Annotated in this window: 31 protein-coding genes; 29 read left to right on the forward strand and 2 right to left on the reverse strand. The window is 28.8% G+C overall.

Features of this window, described 5'->3' with window-relative positions; all coding sequences use genetic code 11:
• The 29 genes from CVIC12175_RS08275 (at position 1) to CVIC12175_RS08410 (ending at position 23,026) form a co-directional block, all read left to right on the forward strand.
• On the forward strand, positions 1 to 450 hold the full coding sequence (locus tag CVIC12175_RS08275; protein ID WP_086257342.1) for a GNAT family N-acetyltransferase: 450 nt from the start codon (positions 1 to 3) through the stop codon (positions 448 to 450).
• 12 nt (positions 451 to 462) lie between these two features.
• Entirely contained in the window at positions 463 to 801 is a 339-nt protein-coding gene (locus CVIC12175_RS08280) for a hypothetical protein (protein WP_086257341.1), read from the forward strand.
• 615 nt (positions 802 to 1,416) lie between these two features.
• Positions 1,417 to 2,247, forward strand: a complete 831-nt coding sequence (locus CVIC12175_RS08285) for a hypothetical protein (protein WP_180380699.1) — start codon at positions 1,417 to 1,419, stop codon at positions 2,245 to 2,247.
• Positions 2,244 to 2,654 (forward strand): type II toxin-antitoxin system VapC family toxin, encoded by a 411-nt coding sequence (locus CVIC12175_RS08290; RefSeq protein WP_086257340.1) that lies wholly within the window; start codon positions 2,244 to 2,246, stop codon positions 2,652 to 2,654. Before CVIC12175_RS08285 ends, CVIC12175_RS08290 begins: the two co-directional genes overlap by 4 nt.
• A gap of 183 nt (positions 2,655 to 2,837) precedes the next feature.
• Positions 2,838 to 3,782, forward strand: a complete 945-nt coding sequence (gene trbB, locus CVIC12175_RS08295) for a P-type conjugative transfer ATPase TrbB (RefSeq protein WP_065843589.1) — start codon at positions 2,838 to 2,840, stop codon at positions 3,780 to 3,782.
• A gap of 20 nt (positions 3,783 to 3,802) precedes the next feature.
• A complete protein-coding gene (locus tag CVIC12175_RS08300) occupies positions 3,803 to 4,096 on the forward strand; it encodes a TrbC/VirB2 family protein (RefSeq protein WP_086257339.1) in 294 nt (97 codons plus the stop codon).
• Positions 4,093 to 4,383, forward strand: a complete 291-nt coding sequence (trbD, locus tag CVIC12175_RS08305; protein ID WP_040126377.1) for a conjugal transfer protein TrbD — start codon at positions 4,093 to 4,095, stop codon at positions 4,381 to 4,383. The genes CVIC12175_RS08300 and trbD overlap by 4 nt, the downstream gene beginning before the upstream one ends.
• Before the next feature lie 3 nt (positions 4,384 to 4,386).
• Positions 4,387 to 6,846: a VirB4 family type IV secretion/conjugal transfer ATPase gene (locus tag CVIC12175_RS08310; RefSeq protein WP_086316033.1), complete on the forward strand. Its 2,460-nt coding sequence runs from the start codon at positions 4,387 to 4,389 to the stop codon at positions 6,844 to 6,846.
• Positions 6,843 to 7,382 carry a BRO-N domain-containing protein gene (locus CVIC12175_RS08315; protein ID WP_086257360.1) on the forward strand — a complete coding sequence of 180 codons (540 nt, stop codon included), beginning with the start codon at positions 6,843 to 6,845 and terminating at the stop codon, positions 7,380 to 7,382. The genes CVIC12175_RS08310 and CVIC12175_RS08315 overlap by 4 nt, the downstream gene beginning before the upstream one ends.
• The gene (locus CVIC12175_RS08320) at positions 7,379 to 8,119 is read left to right on the forward strand and encodes a TrbM/KikA/MpfK family conjugal transfer protein (RefSeq protein ID WP_086257359.1); all 741 of its coding nucleotides are present in this window, start codon (positions 7,379 to 7,381) and stop codon (positions 8,117 to 8,119) included. Before CVIC12175_RS08315 ends, CVIC12175_RS08320 begins: the two co-directional genes overlap by 4 nt.
• Position 8,120: 1 nt before the next feature.
• Complete coding sequence (trbJ, locus tag CVIC12175_RS08325) at positions 8,121 to 9,296, forward strand: P-type conjugative transfer protein TrbJ (RefSeq protein WP_236861110.1); 1,176 nt, start codon at positions 8,121 to 8,123, stop codon at positions 9,294 to 9,296.
• Positions 9,297 to 9,351: 55 nt separating this feature from the next.
• Positions 9,352 to 9,579, forward strand: coding sequence for an EexN family lipoprotein (locus CVIC12175_RS08330; RefSeq protein ID WP_086257358.1), 228 nt, complete (start codon positions 9,352 to 9,354; stop codon positions 9,577 to 9,579).
• Positions 9,533 to 10,750, forward strand: coding sequence for a type IV secretion system protein (locus tag CVIC12175_RS08335; protein WP_086316034.1), 1,218 nt, complete (start codon positions 9,533 to 9,535; stop codon positions 10,748 to 10,750). Before CVIC12175_RS08330 ends, CVIC12175_RS08335 begins: the two co-directional genes overlap by 47 nt.
• A 158-nt stretch (positions 10,751 to 10,908) precedes the next feature.
• Entirely contained in the window at positions 10,909 to 11,592 is a 684-nt protein-coding gene (locus CVIC12175_RS08340) for a VirB8/TrbF family protein (protein WP_086257356.1), read from the forward strand.
• A gap of 12 nt (positions 11,593 to 11,604) precedes the next feature.
• Positions 11,605 to 12,522 carry a P-type conjugative transfer protein TrbG gene (trbG, locus tag CVIC12175_RS08345; protein WP_086257355.1) on the forward strand — a complete coding sequence of 306 codons (918 nt, stop codon included), beginning with the start codon at positions 11,605 to 11,607 and terminating at the stop codon, positions 12,520 to 12,522.
• Positions 12,523 to 12,957 carry a hypothetical protein gene (locus tag CVIC12175_RS08350; RefSeq protein WP_086257354.1) on the forward strand — a complete coding sequence of 145 codons (435 nt, stop codon included), beginning with the start codon at positions 12,523 to 12,525 and terminating at the stop codon, positions 12,955 to 12,957.
• 9 nt (positions 12,958 to 12,966) lie between these two features.
• The gene (locus CVIC12175_RS08355) at positions 12,967 to 14,184 is read left to right on the forward strand and encodes a TrbI/VirB10 family protein (protein WP_086257353.1); all 1,218 of its coding nucleotides are present in this window, start codon (positions 12,967 to 12,969) and stop codon (positions 14,182 to 14,184) included.
• On the forward strand, positions 14,181 to 14,828 hold the full coding sequence (locus CVIC12175_RS08360; RefSeq protein WP_236861109.1) for a lytic transglycosylase domain-containing protein: 648 nt from the start codon (positions 14,181 to 14,183) through the stop codon (positions 14,826 to 14,828). The genes CVIC12175_RS08355 and CVIC12175_RS08360 overlap by 4 nt, the downstream gene beginning before the upstream one ends.
• Before the next feature lie 57 nt (positions 14,829 to 14,885).
• On the forward strand, positions 14,886 to 15,245 hold the full coding sequence (locus CVIC12175_RS08365; protein ID WP_086257352.1) for a single-stranded DNA-binding protein: 360 nt from the start codon (positions 14,886 to 14,888) through the stop codon (positions 15,243 to 15,245).
• On the forward strand, positions 15,238 to 15,390 hold the full coding sequence (locus CVIC12175_RS08575) for a hypothetical protein (protein WP_164468611.1): 153 nt from the start codon (positions 15,238 to 15,240) through the stop codon (positions 15,388 to 15,390). The genes CVIC12175_RS08365 and CVIC12175_RS08575 overlap by 8 nt, the downstream gene beginning before the upstream one ends.
• Positions 15,380 to 17,569 carry a zincin-like metallopeptidase domain-containing protein gene (locus CVIC12175_RS08370; RefSeq protein ID WP_086257351.1) on the forward strand — a complete coding sequence of 730 codons (2,190 nt, stop codon included), beginning with the start codon at positions 15,380 to 15,382 and terminating at the stop codon, positions 17,567 to 17,569. Before CVIC12175_RS08575 ends, CVIC12175_RS08370 begins: the two co-directional genes overlap by 11 nt.
• 9 nt (positions 17,570 to 17,578) lie before the next feature.
• A complete protein-coding gene (locus CVIC12175_RS08375; protein WP_086257350.1) occupies positions 17,579 to 19,405 on the forward strand; it encodes a type IV secretory system conjugative DNA transfer family protein in 1,827 nt (608 codons plus the stop codon).
• Between the two features lie 11 nt (positions 19,406 to 19,416).
• Positions 19,417 to 20,124 carry a nucleotide-binding protein gene (locus CVIC12175_RS08380; RefSeq protein ID WP_002850984.1) on the forward strand — a complete coding sequence of 236 codons (708 nt, stop codon included), beginning with the start codon at positions 19,417 to 19,419 and terminating at the stop codon, positions 20,122 to 20,124.
• Positions 20,125 to 20,240: 116 nt separating this feature from the next.
• On the forward strand, positions 20,241 to 20,489 hold the full coding sequence (locus tag CVIC12175_RS08385; RefSeq protein WP_086257349.1) for a hypothetical protein: 249 nt from the start codon (positions 20,241 to 20,243) through the stop codon (positions 20,487 to 20,489).
• Positions 20,473 to 21,129 (forward strand): Fic/DOC family protein, encoded by a 657-nt coding sequence (locus tag CVIC12175_RS08390; RefSeq protein WP_086257348.1) that lies wholly within the window; start codon positions 20,473 to 20,475, stop codon positions 21,127 to 21,129. The genes CVIC12175_RS08385 and CVIC12175_RS08390 overlap by 17 nt, the downstream gene beginning before the upstream one ends.
• 60 nt (positions 21,130 to 21,189) lie before the next feature.
• On the forward strand, positions 21,190 to 21,648 hold the full coding sequence (locus CVIC12175_RS08395; RefSeq protein WP_086257347.1) for a S26 family signal peptidase: 459 nt from the start codon (positions 21,190 to 21,192) through the stop codon (positions 21,646 to 21,648).
• On the forward strand, positions 21,645 to 22,016 hold the full coding sequence (locus CVIC12175_RS08400) for a conjugal transfer protein TraM (protein ID WP_086257346.1): 372 nt from the start codon (positions 21,645 to 21,647) through the stop codon (positions 22,014 to 22,016). Before CVIC12175_RS08395 ends, CVIC12175_RS08400 begins: the two co-directional genes overlap by 4 nt.
• A 110-nt stretch (positions 22,017 to 22,126) precedes the next feature.
• Positions 22,127 to 22,813, forward strand: a complete 687-nt coding sequence (locus tag CVIC12175_RS08405; RefSeq protein ID WP_086257345.1) for an AAA family ATPase — start codon at positions 22,127 to 22,129, stop codon at positions 22,811 to 22,813.
• Positions 22,814 to 22,816: 3 nt separating this feature from the next.
• The gene (locus CVIC12175_RS08410; protein WP_040126369.1) at positions 22,817 to 23,026 is read left to right on the forward strand and encodes a plasmid mobilization protein; all 210 of its coding nucleotides are present in this window, start codon (positions 22,817 to 22,819) and stop codon (positions 23,024 to 23,026) included.
• A 74-nt stretch (positions 23,027 to 23,100) separates the two neighbouring features.
• On the opposite strand, the gene traI is transcribed toward CVIC12175_RS08410, so the two are convergent.
• Both traI and CVIC12175_RS08420 read right to left on the reverse strand, forming a co-directional pair.
• Entirely contained in the window at positions 23,101 to 24,663 is a 1,563-nt protein-coding gene (gene traI / locus CVIC12175_RS08415; RefSeq protein ID WP_086257344.1) for a TraI/MobA(P) family conjugative relaxase, read from the reverse strand.
• Positions 24,638 to 25,006, reverse strand: coding sequence for a plasmid mobilization protein (locus CVIC12175_RS08420; protein ID WP_086257343.1), 369 nt, complete (start codon positions 25,004 to 25,006; stop codon positions 24,638 to 24,640). Before CVIC12175_RS08420 ends, traI begins: the two co-directional genes overlap by 26 nt.
• Positions 25,007 to 25,220: the final 214 nt, after the last annotated feature.

A 25,220-nucleotide genomic window follows, 5' to 3' on the forward strand; every position in this document is an offset into this window, starting at 1 on the left:
ATGGATATAAAAATTGCAACATTTGAAGATATAGAATTTATAAAATATTGTTTTTATCTAGGATTTAAAGAAAAACATTTTTACAATATAGAATTTATTGAAAAATTAGGAGTTATAATAAAAAATAATGGTGTATTAGGAATAATTTTTATTATTAAAGATAGCACAAATGAAAAAGCAGGTTTCGCATTTTGTGGAAAAAGTAAAGGTTCGAATATATATGAAATAAATATGATCTATATCTTAGAAAAATTTAGAAACAAAAAATTAACTACAAATTTTATTAAATATTATGAAAAACTTATCCCCAACAATAAAATAATTGTTCGATGTGATATAAAATATTCTAAACAAGCTATTGAAATTTTTAAACATTTAGGCTATCAAGAATTATCTAAAAAAGAAAAAACAAATCAATACGAATTTATGATATTAGAAAAATCTATTTAAAAAGGATATGTAATGCAAAGAGGTGAAGCTAAAATTGAATTTTATTCAAATATAAACTATTTAAAAAAGGAATTTGAAAATGGCTGCGTAATATCAAAATTTCTTTATGAAAAAGCAAAACTAGAAAAAAATTTTAAAATGACTTATAAACAATTCAATAAATATTTTAACGATGAACTTAAAAACATTCACAATCAAACAAAAACGGCTCAAATTTCAACAAACGACAATAAATCTATAAATACCATTGAATTTAAAAATGAGCCTGTTAAACTTCAAATAAAACCTAATAATAAAAAAGTATTTGACGCCAAATTTGGAAAAAAGTTTAATGATGATGATATTTTATGAAAAACTTTGTTTTCAATGTGAATCTTAAAAAATAATGATTTTAAGGCAGTTTTAAAATAAGTTAACTACTAAATTTAAGCTTACCAAGCTTAAGGTAGTATTTTTGGCTTAAGTTTAACTATAAAATTAATAAAATTTAGTAGAAAACTTAAAATAAAACATATTTTCTTTTTTGGTGTTTTTAGTTTTGCTGGAGCGAAGCGACAATAGCAAAACAAATAAAAGTTCAAAAGTAAATAAGAATACTATCTTATTTACTTTTGATTTACCTATTAATTTTTTTCAAAAATGTTTTTTTGAATTCAAGAATAGAATAAGAAGGAAAAAGCTTTAAAAAAATGCTTTGTAATAGCGATAATATCGCAGTTTGAATTGAATTTATATTTTCCAGCTGGTTGGAAGATTTTTCCAGCTGGTTGGAAAAAAACTCTAATATATTGGAAAGATTTTATCAAATTTTGGCACAATATAACTATCTAAAAATTAAATGAATAATAAATATTCCAAATAATTTAGAATATTTATTGAAAAATTTTTAACTATTTTTTATATTTTTTTGGAAAAATAGTTAATTTTATGGTATAATTTTTCCATATTTTTTTGGAAAGGAAAAATATGGAAATTGTAAATTTGAGTGATGTTGAAAAAACATCTCAAAAACTTTATAACAAAGTTGAAGAAAAGATAGATAATATTACAGGCGAAATTACTACTACTGTTAATTCTTTTTTGCAAAAAGTAAATACTAAAGATGATTTTATAAAACTTTTCACTGAAAATATATCTTTTTTAGTTTCAGACTTATCAGGATCTGCATTAAAAGTCTTACTACTTATCATACGCAACATAAACTATCAAAATATATTTCAATATAATAGTGAATTTGTCAATTATTTTGAAAGTAAAAAGATTCTTGGAAAATCAAGTGTTTATAATGCAATGAATGAACTTGAAAAGAAAAATGTTATTTTGAAAATCACGAAAGAACAAAGAGAAGAATTTGGAGTCTTAGGAGCAAAGTCATTTATAATAAATCCAAATATTATAGGCAAAGGCTCATTTAGAGATTTGAAAGAATTAAGACAAACTGTTACTAAAACTTTTAATTTTGACAAACTTGAAATAAAACAAGAAACACAAATAGAAGCTAAGTATAAAGGTATGGATGAAATATTAAATAATCCTGAAAATTATAATATTATTGAAGCCTCTCAAATTCATAATAAAGATAGAAATTTAATTCACAACATGATAGTGGTCGAAGAAAAACAAGAAAAAGTTAATAATCAGCTATCTTTATTTGATGAAAACGAACAAGAGCACAAAGCTAGATTATTTGTAGAAAAATTTGGCGGAATGTTTAGTGGTGTATTTCATCCTACAAAATCTGCAAAAGAAATGAAAAGAGAGTTATTAGATCAAGATTTAAAAGAAGGCAGGATATGAAAAAAGTTTTTTTAGATACAAATATTTTGATTGATTTCTTTGAAGAAACAAGAGAAAATAATATACACGCTAAGCAATTAATTTATTTTTTACTTTCAAATGATATTAAAATAGTTTTTTCTGAAGATATGATTTCTACGATTGCCTATATTCTTAAAAAAGAAAATTTAGATAAATTTACTTATTTTTTAAAAAGTATTGCACTAGAAAAAGAATTTGAAATCGTTTCTTTTGGTGTAAGCGTTATAAATATGGCTTGTGATTATTATAATAACAACAAAGGAGACTTTGAAGATTATTTGCAGTATTTTACTGCTGAAAAAGAAAATTGTATAGCTATTTACACAATGGATAAAGAATTTCCACAGCTTAAGATTCCGGTAAAAAGGTATGGTGATTTCGTATAATGCTAAGAAAATGTGCCATATAATAGGTTACTTGACATTTAACGAAAATATTGTATAATTTCGTTAAGAATTTATTTTTTGGAGTAATAATGCAATGATAATCCGCAATTTAGGTTATAGTGGGGGGGGGCAGACCGAGTTTAGCTTTTTCCTTACTTCTTTTTCTTCGATTTGGAGCTTAGTATGAATACTGAGTTTCAAGAACGCATAATCACAAAAATTCGTAGAGAATTTGGCGATGAAATAATAAATATTCTTAATGATGATAAAACAATTGAACTAATGCTTAATAGCGATGGTAAGCTATGGGTTGAAAAATTAGGTTCAGATATGGAATGCTGGGGAAACTTTCCAGAATCCAAAGCTAAATCTATCATAAATTCCGTAGCTAGCTTTTTAGATACTACTGCAAATTCAGATAATCCAATACTAGAATGTGAGCTACCTATAGACGGATCAAGATTTGAGGCTCTACTTCCGCCAGTTGTAAGCACACCAACATTTACAATTAGAAAAAAAGCAATTAAAATTTTTACTCTCGAAGATTATCAAAATAGCAATATTCTTTCACAAAACCAAAAAAATATAATAGAAAATGCAATTACCACAAGACAAAATATTTTAGTTGTTGGCGGAACAGGTAGTGGAAAAACTACTTTTTGTAATGCGATTATTGATGGTATGTCAAGGCTTACACCAGACAATAGAATAATTATTATTGAAGATACTGCGGAGCTACAATGCTCAAGCAGAAATAAAGTAATACTAAGATCAACTGATAAAGTTAGTATGCTTAGATTACTCAAGGCAACTATGCGTTTAAGACCTGATCGCATAGTTGTAGGCGAAACAAGGGGTAAAGAAGCTCTTGACTTATTAAAAGCTTGGAATACCGGACATCCTGGAGGCATAGCAACAATACATGCAAATTCTGCTTATGGAGGGCTAACTAGACTTGAGCAATTAATTAGCGAAGCAACACCAGCACCTATGAGTGAGCTTATTTCTGAAGCTGTAAATTTGGTTGTTTTTATTCAAAAAATTAAAGGAGGTAGAAAAATACAAGAAATAATGCAAGTAAAAGGATTTGATAAATCCAAAAATCAATACATAACTCAACAAATTTAAAGAATATAAGGAAAAAACAGATGAATAAATATATTTTTTTATTTTTACTTTTTGGAACCGTAGCTTTTGCAGCAACAACTGGGGCAGGTTTGCCTTGGGAAGGACCGCTTCAAACTATAAAATCCAGTATAACAGGACCAGTAGCATTTACTTTATCTATTCTTGCTATAGTAGCATGCGGTATAGGTTTAGTGTGGGGCGGTGAGATGACTACCTTTGTAAAAACTCTCGTGTATATAGTTTTAGTAATAGCATTAGTTGTAGGAGCTACAAATGTTATGGGTATTTTTCAAACAACTGGGGCTTTAATATGAATGAAGAGTTAAAAACTGCTGATTTATATTCGGCTCTCAATAAACCTAATTTAATTTTTGGTGCAGATAGAGAGCTGATTTTATCTGTTGGAGTGGTAGCTTTTGCACTGATTTTTACAGGTTTAAACTTAATCTCTACCATAATTGGTATATCGCTCTTAGTATTTAGTAACTATTTTTTAAGACTAATGGCAAAAGCTGATCCACTAATGAGACATGTTTTTTTACGCCAAAATAAATATAGAAAATTCTATATTTCACGATCTACACCATTTGTTAAGGAGTAAAGTATGTTAGGACTTAAAGAATTTCGAAATACTGCAAAAGCTTTCCCTGACATCTTAAACTATGCAAGTTTTATTGATAATGGCATTTTGCTAAATAAAGACGGAAGTTTAACAGCTGGATTTTTTTATCGTGCCGGAGATATTAGCTCAATGACGCTGAATGAACGAAATTCTTTAAGTAGCAGGATTAATGCTATCTTAAGCAAACTTGGAAATGGTTGGGCAGTGCATATTGATTGCTCAAGAATTAAAAGTGAAAATTATATATCTGGCACAACTTATTATAAAAGCCATATTGCACAAATACTTGAAAACGAGAGAAAACAATATTTTGAAAATAAAGAACATTATGAAAACATTTTTACTTTGATTTTTACATATCTTCCACCAAACAAAAATATAGGCAAATTCCTAAATATGATGATAATTGATGATGGAAAATCTAAAAATCAACAAACTAAAATTCTTGAATATTTTAAAAATATAATTGATGAATTAGAAAAAAGTCTATCAAATTTTGTAAAAATAGAAAGAATGTTTGCAAGAGATGGAGTAGATGAATTTGGAAATGAAGTAACCTTTGATGATTTATTAGAATATATAAATTTTTGTATTTGCGGAGATAGACAAAGAGTAATTCTACCTAATATTCCTATGTATCTTGATACTATTATTGGAGCTAAAGAATTTACCACAGGTCTTAGACCAAAAATAGGCAATAAATATATTGGCGTAGTAGCAATTGATGGATTTCCGTCTCAAAGCTATCCAAATATACTAAATTCTTTAACTTTACTTGGATTTGATTATAGATTTAATACTAGATTTATCTTTATGGATAATCAAGACGCAATTAAAGAATTAAATAAATATCGCAAAAAATGGCAACAAAAGACTAGAGGATTTATAGATCAGCTCTTAGATCGCCCTAGCTCAAAAGTTGATGAACATGCGGTCTTAATGGTAAATGAAATTGATGGAGCATTGGCAGAAGCTAATAGCTCATTGGTCAATTATGGCTATTACTCAGCAAATATCATTATATTTGATAATGATCCAGAAAACTTGGAATATAAAACCAGTGAAATAAAATCAATTCTTGAAAAACTTGGCTTTATAGCTAGAATAGAAACCATAAATGCAGTTGAAGCTTATCTTGGATCGCTTCCTGGATTTGTATATCCGAATTTGCGTCGCCCTATAATAAACACACTAAATTTAGCTCATTTAATCCCTTTGGCGTCGATTTGGGCTGGTGAAAGACATAATTCTAGTGATAAATTTCCACCTGAATCTCCAGCCCTTATGCAAGTAGTAACTAGCGGTGCAACGCCATTCAGACTTAATTTACATGTAGGAGATTTAGGTCATACACTGATTTTTGGTCCTACTGGAGCTGGAAAATCTGTATTATTAGCAAACATTGCACTAAATTTTCAAAAGTATCAAAATGCCAAAGTTTTTGCTTTTGATAAGGGAAGAAGCCTTTTAGCCTTAACACTAGCAACAGGTGGAACGCATTATGATGTTGCAGGTGAAAATTCATCTTTAGCATTTGCCCCACTTAGTAGCATTAAATCACAATCACAAATAGCTTGGGCTGAGAGCTGGATTGAAACTTGTTTAAAACTTCAAAATATAGATATTACACCAAAATATAAAAAATTAATACATGAAGCCCTAATCACTCATGTGGAAACAAACTCAAGAAGTTTGACTGAATTTATCTCTTCATTACAAGATAATGATTTAAGAGACGCACTTTCTCACTACTCTGTTTCTGGAAGTGCTGGATTTTTACTAGACGCAGAAAATGATGGTCTGAATTTAAATAACAATATAACAACATTTGAAATAGAAGATTTAATGAATCTTGGCGAACAAAATATTATTCCCACACTACTTTATATATTTAATAAAATCGAGCAAAGATTAGATGGAAGTCCGACACTACTGATCATAGATGAAGCTTGGATAGCTCTTGGTCACCCTGCTTTTAAAGGAAAAATAGTTGAATGGCTAAAAGTTCTAAGAAAAGCAAATTGTGCTGTTGTTCTTGCAACTCAAAGCCTAAGCGATAGTGCAAAAAGTGGAATTTTAGATATTTTACAAGAGAGTTGCCCAACAAAAATATTTTTACCAAATGTTGAAGCTTGGAATAAAGGAAGTGATAATACTCTAGGTCCTTATGACTTTTATAAGGCATTTGGATTAAATGATGTTCAAATTAGCATATTGCAAGAGGGAATTTATAAGCAAGATTATTACTACATGTCGCCACTAGGCACAAGGCTTTTTTCTTTAGCTTTACAAAAAGCAACTCTTGCATTTACTGCAGCAAGCGATAAGATTAGCGTTAAAAGGATAAAAGCACTGCATGAGATGTATAAAGAAAAGTGGCCATATAAATGGCTTGAAGAAAAAGGTATTAATTACTCAAATTTACAAGGAGATATAAAATGAACGAAGTAGTTTTATTTGAGAATAAAGATTTTGGAAATATAAGAGTTTTAGGCGATCATCTTAAACCTATGTTTGTAGCAAAAGATGTAGCAGAAGCTTTAGGATACAAAGATATTATTAATGCAATTAAGCAATTTTGCAAGGGGGTGGCGTTTTACCACCCCCTTTCCACAGACGGAGGAATACAAAAAGTTCGTGTAATTTATGAGCCTGATTTATATCGTTTGATATTTGGCTCAAAGTTAAAATCAGCTATCAAATTTCAAAACTGGGTTTTTGAAGAAGTCCTACCAAAAATTAGACAACAAGGATATTACTCAAGCAATCAAAAAGTAGCTTTGCAAGATAGGAGATTAGATCTTCCAGATACTCCATGCAGAGATATAATAGAACAACAAATTAAAAAAATAGAGATGAAAGAAAATGTAGAGTTTGTTTCATTAATCAGCTATGAAATAAAAGAAACTTTTAAAGATGGCAAACAAAGCACCAATAAAAAAGTGCATTTTAATGTGAGAAAAAGGAGAGACATATGAAAAAGTTATTTTTGTTTTTGGCGTTTTGTTTTAGTGCAAATTTATTTGCAGTCGAGCCAGATATTCTTACTGGCGATAGAAAAACAGCTTGTGAAGTTTTGCTTTGTCTATCAAGCTCAACACGCCCAGACGAATGCAATCCACCACTTGCTAGATTTTTTTCAATCAAATTTAAAAAGCCTTGGAAAACACTACAGGCTAGGCGTAATTTTCTAGCACTTTGCCCTACTGATACTGGAGATACTGCAGAGGATTTGGTTATGAGTGATTATAAGGAAATCCTAGCAAATTATGAAGATCCAAATCAATGCACACCGCCATATTTAAATAATCAATTGCAAAATGGAAGAGTTAGTTATTCATTAAATAATAAATACTATGAAAAACAAGGTTATAAAAACAATATCAATAATATCGATAACGGAGTAAGAATCAATCCAAATATGCCTAGCTTTTGTTATGCTCTTATCAATCATCAATATACAGATCTACAAATGCCTAGATATAATTGCAGTGGAGAATTCTATACTCAAACAGATTGGCAAAACGGCTATAGATTAAATTTATTAGGAACAGGATCAAGTCATTTCACAAATTCAGAACCTAGTGCATATACAAATTTACCAAACAATGAAAAACATAAAATCACTTATCATGTAGATAATAATCACGCTGGATATTATGTGACAGAATATTATCAAATTATTAGATTTAATAAAACTTGCTGGAGTTATTAAGATGGAAAATATATTTAATCAAAAAGCCACAAGGGAGATTCATCAAAACCCTACAAAAGTAGGGCTAGACTTAATAAGCCTTGACAACAATTATACAAATAAGTATAATTGCAACAATGATGAATCTAGTAGTTTTCATCTTTGCTCCTTTAGGGGCATAGATTACTTGCCACGAGGTTGCCGCCTTGTGGCAAAAACCCCATATGCATTATACAATAAAATCAATGATTATTTTTATAGAGTAGTTAATAATAAAGCCACAAGGGAACTCACCCCCTCAAAAAGAGGGGCAAGACTAATACATCTTGACAATAATCATACAAAGAAGTATAATTACAATAATGAGTTGATGGCTCAAATAAATCACCTCAATTCTGAGGTAAAATTTCGCCTCAAGGTTCCAGCCTTGTGGCGAACCCCACGAAATTATACCAAAAAATTTTCTAAATTTTTTATTCCGTTTATTCTCTCTAGCCAACTAGTTGCTAATGGTATTCCAACGATAGACTTAGCCGCAATCGAGCGACAAGTAATAGGCTATCAACAACAGATCAAAGACTATGCATTGCAATTGCAACAATATCAACAATTATATTCTCAATTGCAACAACAAATCCAAATGGTTAAAATGCAAGCTCAAAATTTAAAAACACTCTCTAGCTATGATTGGCAAAATTTAAATGTTGTTTTATATCAAGCTAGAAATATTATGCAAAAAGTTGATGGCATCAGTTACGACTTAGGAAATGTATCAAGAAAATTTGAAGAAATCTATAAAGATTTTAACGAATATTCTAGCGATATAAACTCAGCTAAAGATGAAAATGCTAGAAATAAAATATTTTCTGATAGATATAAACAAATGCAAGAAACTAATCAAAATACTTTAAATGGCACACTTCAAAAACTAGAACTAGCTAATAAAGAATTTGAAAACGAAGATAGAACTATATCTCACTTAAAAAATCGCTCACAAAACGCAGAGGGTAATTTACAAGCTATTCAAGCTACAAATGATTTATTAGCATATCAAGTAGATGAAGCAAGAAAGCTTAGAATTGCACTTATGGATCAAACGAATGCTTTGACAAATTATATGGCAATGCAAAATAATGAGAAAATTTTAGATGACGCCAAATATGAAAAAATGTCTAAAAGGTCTATTAAGAGATTTTAGTATAAATGGAGTAAAATTATGTATAATAAAAATCAAATTTTAATAGGAGAACAAAATGAAAAAAATTGTTTTAAGCAGTTTATTGAGTTTAGGCTTATTAGCCTTTTTAACAGGTTGTGGGCAAGAAGCAAAAACACAAGAATATTATTCGCAGAATTTAAAAGAAGCAGAAGCAAAGGTTGCAGAGTGCAAGAAGTTGGAGAAATTCAATGAAACTGAACAAATCGATTGCACTAATGCTCAAGATGCAATTATCAACCAAAGGACAATACAAAGGTTCTAAGCTATTTATATTATTTATTCTTTTACTAGCTCCGAATTATATATTTGCAATAGAAAATTCGGATGGAATACTAACTCTTTTAAACACTAATCTAAAAACATGGATACCAGCAGTTAAATCAGCTTGTATTTATGTTTTTTGGACTCTCGTTGCAATTGATTTAGTTTGGACTTTTGGACTACAAGCCTTGCGTGGCTTTGAAATAGGAGAATTTTTAGCAACACTTATTAAAAAAGTTGTTTTTATCAGTGTTATAATACTTTTATTTCAAGTTGATTGGTGGCTTAAAATACTATTGGATAGCTTCTCACAACTTGCAACAAATGCTACAGGAACCGCGGTATTACCTGGAACCATTATTACATCTGGTACAGAAATTATATTAGGTATTTGGGATGCAACTGGTTGGAATATACCAAAAACTTTATTTTTATTATTGTGTGGTTTAATTATTCTATTTGGTTTCGTTCTAATGGCAATCGATTTGCTGATAGCATATCTTAAATTTTACATTATGAATATAATAATTTTCTTTGCCTTGGCGTTAAGTGGCTTAGAGAGATTTAAAGAGATAGGTTTAAACCCTGTAATGACAGCAATAAAAGTTGGGGTTGAACTATTTATGATACAGGCCTTTATGGGATTATGTGTCAATATAACCAATAAAGCATTTTACGAATTATCTCAAAATATGACAGTAGATCTTATATTACAAATAGTAATTATAGCTTTAATCTTCTGTATGATCACAAAAATGATTCCTGGACTAATCGAAGCAGTGTTTAATGGAAGCATTGGGGATAGTGCTGGATCAGCAGCTGGATTTAGAGCAGTAGCAACTGGGGCTGCAGGTGCAGTAGCAACTGGGGCTGCAGGAGCTGTCGGCGTTACTCGTGCTATGAACGCTGCCAAAGCCTTACATTTAGCAGAAGGTGGCAAGGGTGGAATGGACTTAGTTAAAGGAGTAGCAAAAAATCTAGCTACAACAGGTGGCGAACATCTAAAAGATAACTTTAGACACGGAAGAATGCCAAATGATATAGCAAATAGATTACAAGAAAAAACAAAATCAACAATGAATTCAAATCTTAGTGGTGGATTTGGCGGTAGCTCAAATGTGCCAAATGAGCCTTATATTTCTGGTGTAAATGAATCAGGAGCAAGTAAGTGATAAATAAAATAGATAAAACTACCATAAGAGTGGCAAAAAGCTCAAACTTAGAAATAAGTTCGAGCTTTTTCTCGTTATTCAAGGTCCATAACCTTTTTATCGCTTATCACTTCGGTAGAATGATTATATCATAAAAAATTAATATAAAAGGAGTAAAAATGAGTTTCTTTAAGAAAAAAGAGCAAATCAATCAAAGCATTAATAACCCATATTTAAATGCTAAAACAGAATGGCTAGAGAGATATGGCGATTATATTTCACGCGCAAGGAATTGGCAAATAGTAGCCATACTAAGCATTATAGTTACGATAATTTCTGTTTTTTACATAGGTTATATAGGTTCGCAAAACAAGCTAATACCTTATGTAATAGAAGTAGATAAACTTGGCAATACAGCAAATGTGGGTATGGTAAGAAATGTAGATATAAAAAATCCAAATGTAATTAAATATAGCCTAAATACTTTTATTTATTCTTGGCGTTCGATTTGGGGAAATCTAGAAATTCAAAGAAAATTCATCTTTGACGCATACAAATATATTGAACCAGGATCAAAAGCATTTTTATTTTTAAATGATAGTTATGAGAAATCAAATCCATTTGAGCAAGGCACAAAACAAAATGTTCGTGTAAAAGTAGATAGCATAGTATTACAAACTAACGATACTTGGCAGATACAATGGAGAGAAACTACAACAAATTTAGCCGAAGAACAGATATCAGATATTGTTTATAGGGGATTTTTTAAAGTAAAACAAATACCACCTACAACAGAAGAAGAAATAATAAAAAACCCTCTTGGTATATTTATCACAGACTTTAACTTTGCAAAAATTTTATAAAAAGGAAAATATATGAAAAAATTAATATTAATACCGGCAATTTTAGGTGCTACTATGGCTTTTGGATTTAATGAAATAGAGAGAGATTTTGCAAACTTAACTGATAAAGAAAAGAAAGATCTTGCCATCGCTCAAAAATGGATAGATGAAAAAACCACAACTATACCAGGAAAAAATGGAGAAGTAATTTATCTTTTTGGTAAATCTATGCCTAGCATAGTGACTGCTCCTTTACGACTTACAAATATTGCTCTTGAGCCAGGCGAAGAGATTAAAGATGTGCAAATCGGTGATAGCATTAGATGGATCATTTCACTTAGTATAAGCGGGGAAGAGCCTAATACTACTTCACACATAATAGTTAAACCGACTGAAAAAAATTTACAAACTACTTTAAATATTATGACAAACAAAAGAGTATATAAACTAAATTTAATTTCAGAAGATAAAAAATTTATGCCATCAATTGCATTTATTTATCCTGGAGAAATCACAGCAAGTTTAGAAGCATATAAACAAAAGCTTAAGAAAAAATCACAATCAAAGAATTTCCAAAAACCAGATGAGTCAATACCATCAAATATAGATTCACTTGATTTTGGTTATAGCATTGAGGGAAAATCTGATTTTAAACCGCTTAGAGTTTATAACGATGGCGTAAAAACTTATATCCAAATGCCTAAAAATATGAAATTTTATGAAGCTCCTGCTCTTATGATTTTAGACAAAAATGATAATAAAGAGATAGTAAATTATAGACTAAAAATAGATACTTTTATAGTTGATAGATTATTTAATAAAGCACTTTTAATCTCTGGCGTTGATGATAAAGGTATTCTTATTAAAAAAATGAGTAGCAAAATAAATCAAGAAATAGTAAATAATGTTTTATATGATTTATCGCTGAAAAATGAAGAAAAAGGAGAATAAATGAGAATATTATTTATTGCTATTTTAACTTTGGTTTTTATAGGTTGTGCTAAAGTTGGCCCAAATTATTTTCATTCAATAAATAATACGCCAAAAGATATTCAAATCACAAATTTAAATATTATTGCAGATGATATGATTGACTTTATTAGCCATCATAAAACACCAAACAATACTACTTTCTATCTTTATACAGAGGATAAAGATAGAAGCTTTTTTGATTATCTAAGTAATAAATTTCGCCAAAAAGGCTATGCAATTACAGAAAGTCATGATTTAAAAAATCTAACTTTTCTAAGCTACACAATACAAAAAACAGGTAACTTTTTACTAGTCACATATAATTTTAATGAGAGTAAGATTAATAGAATTTACACTATTGAAAATAATAAAATTACCTCTAGCGGCTCTATTAGCACTTTTAATTTTAATTAGGATAAAAATATGAGTGATAAAAATTTACTAGAAATTTGCACTTCTCCTGAAAAATTAAGTAACACCGGCAATAAAAGATTATCAAAAGTCCCTATATTAATAATTGCAATAATTGTTATTTTGGTGCTTTTTGCTGTATTTTATACTGCAAATGATAGAGCAAAAAAACAAACTACCAAACAAACTGGTGAGCAGCAAGAAGAAAAAGCAGCTTCAACAACTAATAAAGATATCAATAGCATGATCTCATCTTTAGAGGCACAAGGAATTGATACAAAAACTCCAAAAAATATAGACTTACCTGTAAAGAATGTAGCACCTGAGTTAAAAAATGATAATATACAGCCTTTAGCAGAATATAAACCTATTCCTACATTAAATACACAGCCTAAAACTGAAATAGATGAAAGAGAGATAAGGCTAAAACAAGATATGAGATTAAAGGCTCTTGCTTCAAAAACCGGAATTGAAGTAAGAAACTCTAACTCTATCCAACCACAAACTAAAGATAGTATATATCAAGAGCCTATAAACTTGCAAAATGAGCCAAATTTACAAAATATAAATAGCTCTGGAGACAATAATGATAAATTCTTATCTAAACTCAGAAATAATGGCTATTTAGAACAAGTTAAACAAAAACCTATTAGTGCGTATGAAATAAAAGCAGGTTGGAATATACCAGCAGTTTTAATAACAGGAGTAAATTCAGAGTTGCCAGGTCAAATTTTAGCTCAAATAACGCAAAATGTTTATGATACTGCAACAGGCAAGTATCTACTGATTCCACAAGGCACAAAAGTAGTAGGTGATTATTCAAACAATGTAATATATGGTCAATCAAGACTTCTTGTAGCTTGGAATAAGATAATTTTTCCAAATGGCGATACTTTAAATATCGGAAATATGCAAGGTGCTAGTATGGATGGATATACTGGATTTGAAGATCAAGTAGATAATCACTATTTTAGAATTTTTGGATCTGCATTTTTACTTTCAAGCATAACTGCAGGTATTGCGTTATCTGACAACTCACAAGGAAATCAAACAGAAACCGCAAGAGATAAAGCCATAGGTCAAGCAATACAACAAATGGGTCAAGTAGCAAGTGAGATGATAAGAAAGAATATGAATATATCTCCTACTCTAATTATTCGCCCTGGTTATAAATTTAATATCTTTGTTACTAAGGATATAGTTCTTGAGCCTTTGGAGTTAAGACAATGAGTTTATATAAAAAAGCCGCAGGAGTTGAGCCTATGTCTAGAACCCAACGAAATTATATCCAAAAATTCTTTTTCTACTCTACTTTGTTTTTTATTTCAAATATTTTTGGCAATGAAATAGATTTATCATTAATAGAGCAATGCAAAAATCCAAATGTTGATACTGAAATAATCAAACAAATCATCAAAGTTGAAAGCAACTATAAACAATTTGCTATCAATGTTAATAAGGTAGGTTCTTTTAACTTAAAGACAAAAAAAGAAGCAAAGACTTTAGCCGATTTTTATATTACAAAAGGCTATAGCGTAGATATAGGCTTAATGCAATTTAATTCTTCAAATCTTAAAGAATTTTCCTATAGTATTGATGAAATTTTAGAACCGTGTAATAATATAAAAGCTGGTAGTGATATTTTTTATTTGGTGTATGAAAGCACAGATCCAAATTTAGATAAAAGCGAACGCATAAACAAGGCTTTAAGTATATATAACACAGGTAATCAGCAACTTGGATTTAAAAATGGTTATGTAGCTAAATTTGATATCCAAAATTCTAATAATATAGAAATTCAAAAAATCGCACGACAATCAAATACAAAACTCTCTTTGGTATTTCAACCATATAATTTAAAGGATAAAAAATGAGTAAAGAACAATTAATTACTTTTGTTAATAATTTAGAAAAAATAAAGGAAAAACACGATGACAAATAATATAGTAATTGCAGGAAGATTGGTGGCAGACGCTGAACTATTTTTTACAAATAATGGCTCTGCTATTTGTAATTTTACTTTGGCGAATAATAAAAGATACAAAGACATAGAAAAAAGCACTTTTATAGAAGCTAGTATTTTTGGCAACTATGCAGAATCTATGAATAAGTATCTAAAAAAAGGCGTATCAATTGATGTAATAGGAGAGCTGGTTCAAGAAAGCTGGAACAAAGATGGAAAAATATATTATAAACATAAAATCAAAGTTAAAGAGATTGATTTTAGAACACCAAAAGATAATATTTCAGAAGCAAACTTTGAAAATGAAGAGGAAATAAACAATGAATAATGAATTAATTAAATTTGAAAACTTTGAAACAATACCAAACTTTGGATATGAAGTAAATCAAGAAGTGGCTACAGAGCTTGGAGCATTTGAAGAAAATGCAATTGATATTGATGATATACAAAGTGAGCTAGAATATGAAGAATAAAGATTTTATACAAGAAACAGCAGATAAGATCATCACTGCACTTGAAAATGGAACTGCTCCTTGGATTAAACCTTGGAAAGCAATTGATCTTCAAAATACTTTACCATACAATCCTACAACAGGTAAAGAATATAATGGTATTAATAGCATAAATTTAATGCTACAAGGATATTCAGATCCTAGATGGCTTACATATAATCAAGCCAAATCTTTAAATGCTCAAGTAAAAAAAGGCGAAAAATCTACCCTTATACAATATTGGCAATTTAGCGAAATAGTGGATAAATTGGACGAAATGGGAAAACCTATATTAAATGAAAATGGTGAAATAGAAAAAATAGAAATACCACTTGAAACACCAAAAGTCTTTTTTGCTAATGTATTTAATGCACAACAGATAGAGAATATGCCAAAACTTGAGACTAAACCACAAATAGATGAATTTAAAATCATAGAAGCAGCCGAAAATATCATCAAAAATAGTGGTGCAAAAATAGTTCATAAAGGAAACAATGCTTACTATCAGCCAAATTCTGATACTATTACATTGCCACCAAAAGAAAGCTTTATAAGTGAAAGTGCTTATTACGCAACAGCCTTGCACGAGCTTGGACATTGGAGCGGTCATGAAAGTAGGCTTAATAGAGATTTAAATCACCCTTTTGGTTCAGATGGTTACGCAAAAGAAGAACTAAGAGCTGAAATTTCAAGCTTTTTAAATAGTGGAAAACTAGGATTAGACTATGACCCTAAGCAACACTTAGCATATATTGATAGTTGGGTTAAAATTCTAAAAGATAAACCAACCGAGATTTTTAGAGCGACTGCAGACGCTACAAAGATAGTTGGCTTTATTAATGAATTAAATATTGAAAAAAATCAAATTAAAAATATAGAAAAACAAATTGAAATAAACACGGATTTGGAGGTAAATATGACTACTAAAAAAACATATTTATATGTTCCTTTTACGCAAAAAGATGAAGCTAAAAAGGTTGGTGCAAAATGGGATAAAGAATCTAAAATGTGGTATGCTCCAAAAGGCGTAGATTTAAATAAATTTAAAAAATGGCAAACATCTCAAGAGCAAACTACTGATAATATAAATGCTATAGATGAATTTAAAGCAGCATTAAATAATGCTGGATTAAATATTGATGGCGATCCTATAATGGACGGCAAATTACACAGAGTAAGCGTATATGGAGACAGAGGAAATGAGAAAAGTGGAGCTTATGTAGGATATTTAAACGGACACCCTGCTGGCTATATACAAAACTACAAAACAGGAATTAAAGAAAACTGGAAAAGCTCCGTATCAAATAATAATGCAAAAAATCAAGAGATAGAATTTAAAAATGCTATTGAAACAAACAAAGCAATAAAAGAATCAAGAGAAGCTGAATTATCAGCAGCTTATGAGAAGACAGCTAAAAAGCTTCAAGATGAATATGAGAACGCAAAATGGGCTAACAAAGAACACCCCTATTTAAAAAGCAAAGGTTTTGATAAAAATTTCTATCTAAAACAAGACAAACACGGCAATTTACTTATTCCATTAAGAGATATTGATGGAAAACATTGGGCAACACAGAGAATTTTTTCAAATGGCGATAAAATGATAGGAGCGACTAGAACAAAAGAAGAAAAAGAACAAGGTATAGAATACCCAGCTAAAAAACAGGGTAATTTTTTCTTACTTGGTGCAAAAAATCTTGATAATGTAAAAGAAGTATATGTATGTGAGGGCTTTGCAACTGCTGCTAGTGTATATGAAGCTACTAAAACACCTAGCATAATGGGAGTTGATGCTGGAAATTTAGAAATAGTAATTACTAATATACAAAAAAAATATCCAAAAATGGAAATTATAATTGCTGCTGACAATGATATAAAAAAAGAATTAGATAATGGGATAAATGTTGGAAAAAATACAGCTCTTGGGATACAAAAGAAATATCCAGAAATTAAAGTAGCACTACCTAAATTTACAAAAGAAGAAATCCAAAAAGGTTGTAGTGATTTTAATGATTTAGCAAAAAGTAGAGGACTAGAGGAAATCAAAAAACAACTAAAGGAGCAAGTAGCAAAACAACTTTCAGTAGAAAAAGTAACTACTAATGTTAAAGAGATAAAAAAAGATTTATCTGTTAAAAAAGACTTTAGTCTATCCATGTAAGGCAAATACATGAAAAAAGAGACAAATCAGACTCTAGTCTATATACTTGCAATTAGCGGTATTGTTATTTCGTTTATAGTGCTTAGTTCATTTGCCACGCAATATTTAGCTAGGTCTTTTAATTATTCAAAAGATTTAGGAGAACCGCTATTTTATGGTCTATATAATCCTTTCAATTGGATTTTTTGGAGTTTGAAATATCAACCTTATTATCCTGATTTTTTTACCAAATTTCTTATGATAATGCAGATAGTTGTAGCAGCCCCATTTTTAGTATTTATTATAATCAAACTAGCATTTCTAAGAAAAGCAAAAGCAATAAAAGACTTGCATGGATCTGCTCATTGGGCAACTATAGAAGAAGTTAAAGAAAGTGGTGTATTTAATAAAGAAAAAGGAGTGTATATAGGCGGTTTTCAACATGAAAAAATGCTTTATTATTTAAGACATGACGGTCCAGAGCATGTAATGGTTTTTGCACCAACAAGAAGCGGTAAAGGCGTGAGCCTACTTTTACCTACACTTTTATCTTGGGAAGAATCTGCACTTATTTTTGATATTAAAGCTGAACTTTGGTCTTTAACTGCTGGTTGGCGACAAAAATACGCCAAAAATAAAGTACTAAAATTAGATCCAACTTGTTTAGATGATAGTGCTGTAAAATTTAATATTTTAGAAGAGATAAGAATAGGAACGCTGCACGAGATCAAAGACACTCAAAATATTGCAATCAATCTCATTTTTAAAGGTGAAACGCCACCTACTAATCCTGCTCAAGGTAGCACATCTTATTTTAAAAGTGAAGCGGGAAATTTCTTAGTTTCAATTATACTTTATGCTTTGCATTTAAAAAAATATCAAAGTGAGAGCACCCCGAACCTAACCGATATTTATAAATTTATTAATGATCCAAATCAAAGTATCGATGAATTATTAGAAGAAATGGTTGAATGCGATATTTCCACAATGGATAAAAATACACAAGAAATTATACAAAGTATATCAAGATCAATGAAAAATAAAGCCGCACAAGAATTAAGCGGTGTAATAGGAACAGCTTCAGAAGCTTTAAATCTTTATATTGATCCTATCTTAGCAAAGAATACAGCAAAAAGCGATTTTAAAATCAAAGATCTAATGAATCATGATAGTCCTATTAGTCTTTATTTGATTATTCCACCAGGGCAAAAAAATAGGTTGCGTCCTTTTTTTAATTTGCTTGTTAATCAAATTTTTAGAACCTTAACAGACGATTCTCTAAAATTTGAAAATGGAGAAAATATAAAGAGTTACAAACATAAAATGCTAGTGTTAGCCGATGAGCTAACTATATTTGGAAAATTAGGAGTGCTTGAAGAAAATCTTGCCTATATGGCAGGATATGGAATGAAGTTTTACGGATCTATTCAAGATATACAACAACTTTATTCTATTTATGGTGAAAAAGAAACAATTATTTCAAATTGCCACGTAAGAATAGCATTTGCACCAAACAAAGTAGAAACAGCAAAGCTATTATCAGAAATGAGCGGAATTACAACCATTATTAAAAAATCGCTTACGAGCTCTGGAAAAAGAACCGCAATAATGCTTGGCAATGTAAGCGAAACCTTACAAGAAGTACAACGCCCATTAATTACAGCTGATGAATGTATGAGATTGCCTTCTGCTAAAAAAGATAAAGATGACAAAATAATTGCTCCTGGCGATATGCTAATTTTTATTGCAGGACAATCACCTATTTATGGCAAGCAAATCTTATATTTTAAAGACGATATATTCTTAGCAAGATCGAAAGTGCCATTAAAACCAAATATAAGCGATAAATTAAATTAAAGGAAAAAGACATGACTAATATTCATTTTATACTTAACGGAAAAGGCGGAATAGGAAAAAGTTTCATTTCATCATTAATTTGCCAATATTTGTTATTTAAATCCCAAACAATTACTGCAATAGATACAGATCCAAATAATACAACTTTGTTTAATATAAAAGCTATAAAAGCTAAATTTTTACAACTAATAGATGAAGATGGCAAATTTGATAATAGGGCATTTGACAAAATTATAGAACTAGCAGCAGATAAAAAAACGAATAACTATATAGTAGATAGTGGTGCGACTACTTTTATTCCCTTAATTGATTATCTAAAAGAAAATGAAGCAATTGAAATTTTAAAAGCAAATGAAATTGATGTATATATGCACATTCCTATTGTTGGTGGTCAATCAAAAGATGATACCATATTAGGGCTTAGACAATTAGTAGAAGCTTTTGATTGTAGTTTTATTGTTTGGATTAACGAATATCATGGAGCTATCAAGGACTTTGAAGAAAATCCAGAATATATAGCTATTAAAGATAAAATAAAAGCAATTATATATTTAAATGCAGTAAATAAAGACACATTTGGCAAAGATTTACTAGAATTAACAAGTAAGAATTTAACATTTGATGAAGCTATGAATGATAAAAGCTTTTCTCTAATGTCAAAACAAAGACTAAAAATTTTTAAAGACAAAGCCTTTAAGCAGCTTGAAATAATAATCTAAAATGAATTATCTAAATAATAGTTATTTAATAGTGTTTAGCTATCAAATAACTATTTTATTAATATTTTATTATTATTATTTAACTATAATACAAAAATATCTTAAAAGGAGAAAAAATGACATATCCAGAAGTGCATAGTTTAGAAGAAAGTTTAGCAATACTTAAAAAATATAAAGATGATGTAAATAAGGAAGATTATGAAGGTATAAAATCTGTTATAAGTAATCATGCGATAGAGAGTATTTACATGAATGAATTAGATATTATCGCTATGATAAAACAAAGTGCTTTAAAGTTAAGTGCTGATGAAATCATTGCTGAATATAAGGAAAAGGGATTTGTAGAATATGAAAGAAAACAATGAAGAACTTTTTAAAAGATTAATTACAGATAATAAACTCGGTATAAAAGATGAAAAATTATTTGATAAAGAATCAAGATTTTATACTGGTTTAAGAGAAAGAGAGCTTACGCTCAATCCTATCAAAGGCAATTTCGATTATCAGCACTTAAAAAATATACATAAACATATTTTTCAAGATGTATTTCACTGGGCTGGAAAAGATAGAATGGAAGTAGGCTTGCATGGAAATTTTGGAAAATATGCACCAAATGGAACAATTACTAATTTTGTTCCTGGAAAAGATTTAAATGCAACCGCTCAACAAATTTTTACTTGGCTTAAAGAAGACAATTACTTAAAAAATTCAAAAGATCTTAACGATTTTGCAAAGAACTTAGCCGAATTTGCTAGAAACCTAAATTCTTTGCACCCCTTTAGAGAAGGTAACGGCAGAACTCAAAGAATATTTTTAAATGAATTGGCTAAAAATGCAGGTTATAAACTTGATTTAAATTTAATACCAAAAGATAAAATGATAATGGCATCTGTAGAAGCTTCACAATTGAAATTAGGAAAACTAGAAGCCTTAATAAAAACAAATCTAAAAAGCTTTAAGCAAAATTTAGAAAAAGAAAATACATTAGGCTTATCCCTATGTTAATTACTATTGTAAAAATAATGTTTAACTATTAAAAAACTATTGTTTTAATATTGTATAACTATGAAAAAATTTATTTTTATTATGATATTATCATTTATATTTCTTACCATACTTTTATATCTATGCAACATAAAAATCAACACCACAAAATCAATGCCTATTGGAATATATCAAACATATAATAATGATAATATTTTACCTGGAGATATTGTGACTTTTAATTATCAAGATATAAATTTTCTAAAAAAAGTAGTTGCTGTTGCTGGAGACTATGTAGAGATTAAAGATTCTAAAATATTTGTCAATCACAAACTTATAAAAGATAGTCAAATATTTAAATTCGATAGTAATCATAATGTTTTACCAACTTTATCTTTTAGTGGGGTTTTAAAGAATAATGAAATTTTTGTTTTAGGAGAACATATTAAGAGTTTTGATAGCAGATATTTTGGAGTATTAGATATTCAAAAAAACAGTGTAAAAAAAGCAAAAGAAATACTGACTTGGAGTGATAAATGAAAAAAGATGAGATGATAAAAATCATTGCAGATAAGCATAAACTTATCCTTGATGAAAATGATCCTATATTTGCAGTTATAACCGCTAACGAGCTATTATTTGATGACTTTATATCAAAGATAGATAGATATTTTATTAAACAAAAAGCTGATTTAGAAACCTATAAAACAAATATCTTAGCAGAGTTAAGAGAATATGCACAAACAACCAAAGACAGCTTAAAAAATATAACTATACAAGAAATTACAACTGAGCATAAAGAGATTATTGTAGATAAAAATCAGCTATCAAATAGTAAAATATTTCTTATTGTAGCAGTTCAAATTATATTCCTTTTAGTCGGACTTATTATAGGAATTAGTATCTAGTTAAATAATATTTATATAATAGTATTTAGCTATTAAAAAACTATGTTTTTAATATTAAATTAATATTTTTAAGATATAATTTCTTTAAATTTAATTTTAAAGGTTGTTGTATGATTATTTCGATAATCAATGAAAAAGGTGGAAGTGGAAAAACTACTCTAGCAGTAAATTTAGCTGCTAGACTTGCTGAAGATGGTGATAATACTCTCTTAATCGACGCAGATCCACAACGCTCTACTGAGGTGTTTTCAGATATGAGAAGTCAATCAGGACTAATTCCACTTTTTTCTAATGTATCAAAAACAGGTATAAGCTTAGGTGATGAGATCAAAAGAATGCGGAATAATTTTGATAGCATTATCATTGATACAGGTGGTAGGGATAGCAAAGAAATGCGTAAAGCTATATTATCATCTGATATTATAATAATTCCAACGATTCCTAGTCAGTATGATGTAAATGTATTAGACCACATGCTAGATATTTATAGTGAAGTTAAAGATCTAAATCCAAATTTAATTGCTTTAATTTTAGTTAATCGTGTATCACCAAATCCATTTTTAGTTAAAGAGTTAGAAAATTTAAAAGACTATATAAAAGACGCCAAAAATGAAAAACAATTAACAAATGTAGAGATATTCACCTCTGTTATCTATGAAAGACAAGCTTATAGAAAAGCAGTTATCGATGGAAAAAGTTTGAAAGAATTCTGTAAAGAAGACGACAAAGCACTAACTGACTTTGAAGAATTTTATCAAGAATTATTAAAATTAGCTGAAATAAAATTAAAAGGATAAAAAATGGGATTTAAAAAAATGAGTACAAAAGAAGATGAATTTGTTAATTCTGCTCGAGGTGAAACAAGTGCGCAAAATGAAGAAATTAATACTAAACGAAATAAACAATTTATAGTTTATTTTACTGATGAAGAATTGAAAAATTTAAAGAATACTGCAAAGTCTATAGGAATGCCAACAAGCACATATATTAGATTTAAATTGTTTTCGTGAATTAATATGAATAAACTATTATTTAAATAGTATATAGCTATAAAAATAATAGTTTAAAACTATTTTCATTCTTTTTAAAAATTCATCAAATTTTGATCAATATTTTTTTCTATTTTAATATTTTTACTTCTTAATTTTCTAACCATTTGATTAAGCAATTTATCTTCAAATTTTACATTTAAATCATGCTTTACAACTAAATTAATAACTCTATTTTTAAACTCCGAATTTCCAGTTATTGTTATATTGTCATATTTTTTCATTGCCAGTTTTAATGCCTCTAGTAAAACGATATCATCTTTTTTACTGCAAACAACCTTTATATGATCATTTTTATCTATAATCTTTTGGGCATCTCTTTGATATACAAAATATCCCTCTTTTGTAATATAATCTGGTTTATCAAAAACGCAATTTTTAACATTACCTCTAAAAGCATTGTCGCTATTTTGAATAATTTTAACTTCTTTATTTTGTAGAGCTTTTATGGCTTCTTTATTTCCGCTATATGCTTCATTAATTAAAAATTGTCTATATGATATTTTTTTATATCTTTGATAAATTTCTTTAGTCTTATTTTTAAATATAGCCCTTTGATTTTTAATATGATTGATAGTTAAGTTATTAAATTTCATAGATGAAATAGAATTCTTAAATTCGTTTCTTTTTAATTTAAGCATTCTAAGCTCTTTTTCTCTTAGCTCTAGCTTTTGTTTTTCATAGTTTAAATAATTTTGATATAAAGGATTTGGTGGCATACCATTGAATTTATTATATTTTTCACTTACGCTTATCTCCTGTAAATTTTCTTTTAAAGCAGATAAATCTAATTGACAATATCTTTTTTCAAGAGATTGTTTTGATAAATTTCTATGAATGCTACTCGCCTTACAAAATAATTTTTCAGTTTTTGAAGAAATAACAAAGCCTTTTCTTTTCTCTCTAAATTCTAAATCGTATTTAGCCAAAAATACTTTTAAATCATCAAATGTTGTTTTTTCATCTCTTAGCATGATATCTATTGTATTTGCAATCTTCTCTTTTACCCAGTTTTCAAAATTACAAGTCATAGTATGTTTATTATATTTATTTTCTTTCACATTATTACTTGAAATATGATTATCTATCTGCAAGTTATATTTCTTTTCAAGCTTTATTGCTAATTCTTGAAGAATTTTAACATCATTATAAGGATTTATGACTTTAAGAGTATTTGGATTAATTTTATTAATTGCTATATGAATATGCAAGTTATTTGTATTTGAATGCACTACACTAAGTCTTTGATGGTCTTTCATGCCTAAAGCTTCCGCAATCTCATCTTCAATAGCATATAAAGTTTTTATATCAGGGCGTTCATCTTCTTTAAAAGACACAACTAAATGCATTGTTTTATCTTGTTTTGTAGTAGTATTCAATTGCTGAGTAGTAATGATCTCTTTTATATTATCTTCGTTATTATCAAAAGAACAATTTGTAAAATGGTATGCTTCAACCTTATCCATATCATTTTTTGTATCTAAAACATAATCAGCTAAAACTTTTGCGTGATTATTATCTTCATCAAGAATATAGTTTGACAAATTTTTAAAACTGGATTTGTTTTGGCGTTTAAATACTATCTTCTTTATTATCATTCATCAACTTTTTAGCTTGTTCTTTTAAAAGTATTTGTAAATCTAAAATTTCATCAACTATTTCATCAATATCTTTATAAGTTCGTTTGGCTGAAAAATTTGGCTTACTTTCTTCATTGCCAACCAACCAATGTTTAAAAAGTCCTCCAAGTCTTCCTAGATCTCCAGCAATTTTTAGCATATCAATAGCAGCTTTTTGATCAACTATACAAATAACTGGATAATTCATAGCTAAATCTCTAAGATATCTTGAAATTGTTAATCCATGTCCTTTGGCTTTTTGCATTATATGTTCATATTCACTTTGAGATAATCTAATATTAATTTGTTTTGTTTTATTCATTTTGGTGTTAATCCTTTTTTAGAGCTTTAGCGATAAAACTTTGTATTTGTATAGCAAATACATATCCTGCCCTTTTACTCCAAGTAATTATAGCAGATTATAGATAATTTGTATTAAAAATATGCCAAATAACCTATAATAACCTAAATAAACTCAAATTAACCTAAAATATCCTATAATAAAAAATACAACATATAAATATAGGAGAATAATC

Source organism: Campylobacter vicugnae, from assembly GCF_002139875.1.
Taxonomy (GTDB): Bacteria; Campylobacterota; Campylobacteria; order Campylobacterales; family Campylobacteraceae; genus Campylobacter; species Campylobacter vicugnae.

Bases quoted from the DNA above. Each gene is read 5' to 3' on its own strand.
- CVIC12175_RS08275 (WP_086257342.1), top strand. From the start codon at position 1: ATGGATATAAAAATTGCAACATTTGAAGATATAGAATTTATAAAATAT.
- CVIC12175_RS08355 (WP_086257353.1), top strand. From the start codon at position 12,967: ATGAGTGATAAAAATTTACTAGAAATTTGCACTTCTCCTGAAAAATTA.
- CVIC12175_RS08330 (WP_086257358.1), top strand. From the start codon at position 9,352: ATGAAAAAAATTGTTTTAAGCAGTTTATTGAGTTTAGGCTTATTAGCC.
- CVIC12175_RS08335 (WP_086316034.1), top strand. From the start codon at position 9,533: ATGCTCAAGATGCAATTATCAACCAAAGGACAATACAAAGGTTCTAAG.
- CVIC12175_RS08365 (WP_086257352.1), top strand. From the start codon at position 14,886: ATGACAAATAATATAGTAATTGCAGGAAGATTGGTGGCAGACGCTGAA.
- traI (WP_086257344.1), bottom strand. From the start codon at position 24,663: ATGATAATAAAGAAGATAGTATTTAAACGCCAAAACAAATCCAGTTTT.
- trbB (WP_065843589.1), top strand. From the start codon at position 2,838: ATGAATACTGAGTTTCAAGAACGCATAATCACAAAAATTCGTAGAGAA.
- CVIC12175_RS08290 (WP_086257340.1), top strand. From the start codon at position 2,244: ATGAAAAAAGTTTTTTTAGATACAAATATTTTGATTGATTTCTTTGAA.
- trbD (WP_040126377.1), top strand. From the start codon at position 4,093: ATGAATGAAGAGTTAAAAACTGCTGATTTATATTCGGCTCTCAATAAA.
- CVIC12175_RS08340 (WP_086257356.1), top strand. From the start codon at position 10,909: ATGAGTTTCTTTAAGAAAAAAGAGCAAATCAATCAAAGCATTAATAAC.
- CVIC12175_RS08300 (WP_086257339.1), top strand. From the start codon at position 3,803: ATGAATAAATATATTTTTTTATTTTTACTTTTTGGAACCGTAGCTTTT.
- CVIC12175_RS08285 (WP_180380699.1), top strand. From the start codon at position 1,417: ATGGAAATTGTAAATTTGAGTGATGTTGAAAAAACATCTCAAAAACTT.
- CVIC12175_RS08375 (WP_086257350.1), top strand. From the start codon at position 17,579: ATGAAAAAAGAGACAAATCAGACTCTAGTCTATATACTTGCAATTAGC.
- CVIC12175_RS08575 (WP_164468611.1), top strand. From the start codon at position 15,238: ATGAATAATGAATTAATTAAATTTGAAAACTTTGAAACAATACCAAAC.
- CVIC12175_RS08320 (WP_086257359.1), top strand. From the start codon at position 7,379: ATGAAAAAGTTATTTTTGTTTTTGGCGTTTTGTTTTAGTGCAAATTTA.
- CVIC12175_RS08350 (WP_086257354.1), top strand. From the start codon at position 12,523: ATGAGAATATTATTTATTGCTATTTTAACTTTGGTTTTTATAGGTTGT.
- CVIC12175_RS08370 (WP_086257351.1), top strand. From the start codon at position 15,380: ATGAAGAATAAAGATTTTATACAAGAAACAGCAGATAAGATCATCACT.
- CVIC12175_RS08385 (WP_086257349.1), top strand. From the start codon at position 20,241: ATGACATATCCAGAAGTGCATAGTTTAGAAGAAAGTTTAGCAATACTT.
- trbG (WP_086257355.1), top strand. From the start codon at position 11,605: ATGAAAAAATTAATATTAATACCGGCAATTTTAGGTGCTACTATGGCT.
- CVIC12175_RS08380 (WP_002850984.1), top strand. From the start codon at position 19,417: ATGACTAATATTCATTTTATACTTAACGGAAAAGGCGGAATAGGAAAA.
- CVIC12175_RS08360 (WP_236861109.1), top strand. From the start codon at position 14,181: ATGAGTTTATATAAAAAAGCCGCAGGAGTTGAGCCTATGTCTAGAACC.
- CVIC12175_RS08315 (WP_086257360.1), top strand. From the start codon at position 6,843: ATGAACGAAGTAGTTTTATTTGAGAATAAAGATTTTGGAAATATAAGA.
- CVIC12175_RS08410 (WP_040126369.1), top strand. From the start codon at position 22,817: ATGGGATTTAAAAAAATGAGTACAAAAGAAGATGAATTTGTTAATTCT.
- CVIC12175_RS08395 (WP_086257347.1), top strand. From the start codon at position 21,190: ATGAAAAAATTTATTTTTATTATGATATTATCATTTATATTTCTTACC.
- CVIC12175_RS08280 (WP_086257341.1), top strand. From the start codon at position 463: ATGCAAAGAGGTGAAGCTAAAATTGAATTTTATTCAAATATAAACTAT.
- CVIC12175_RS08420 (WP_086257343.1), bottom strand. From the start codon at position 25,006: ATGAATAAAACAAAACAAATTAATATTAGATTATCTCAAAGTGAATAT.
- CVIC12175_RS08405 (WP_086257345.1), top strand. From the start codon at position 22,127: ATGATTATTTCGATAATCAATGAAAAAGGTGGAAGTGGAAAAACTACT.
- CVIC12175_RS08310 (WP_086316033.1), top strand. From the start codon at position 4,387: ATGTTAGGACTTAAAGAATTTCGAAATACTGCAAAAGCTTTCCCTGAC.
- trbJ (WP_236861110.1), top strand. From the start codon at position 8,121: ATGGAAAATATATTTAATCAAAAAGCCACAAGGGAGATTCATCAAAAC.
- CVIC12175_RS08390 (WP_086257348.1), top strand. From the start codon at position 20,473: ATGAAAGAAAACAATGAAGAACTTTTTAAAAGATTAATTACAGATAAT.
- CVIC12175_RS08400 (WP_086257346.1), top strand. From the start codon at position 21,645: ATGAAAAAAGATGAGATGATAAAAATCATTGCAGATAAGCATAAACTT.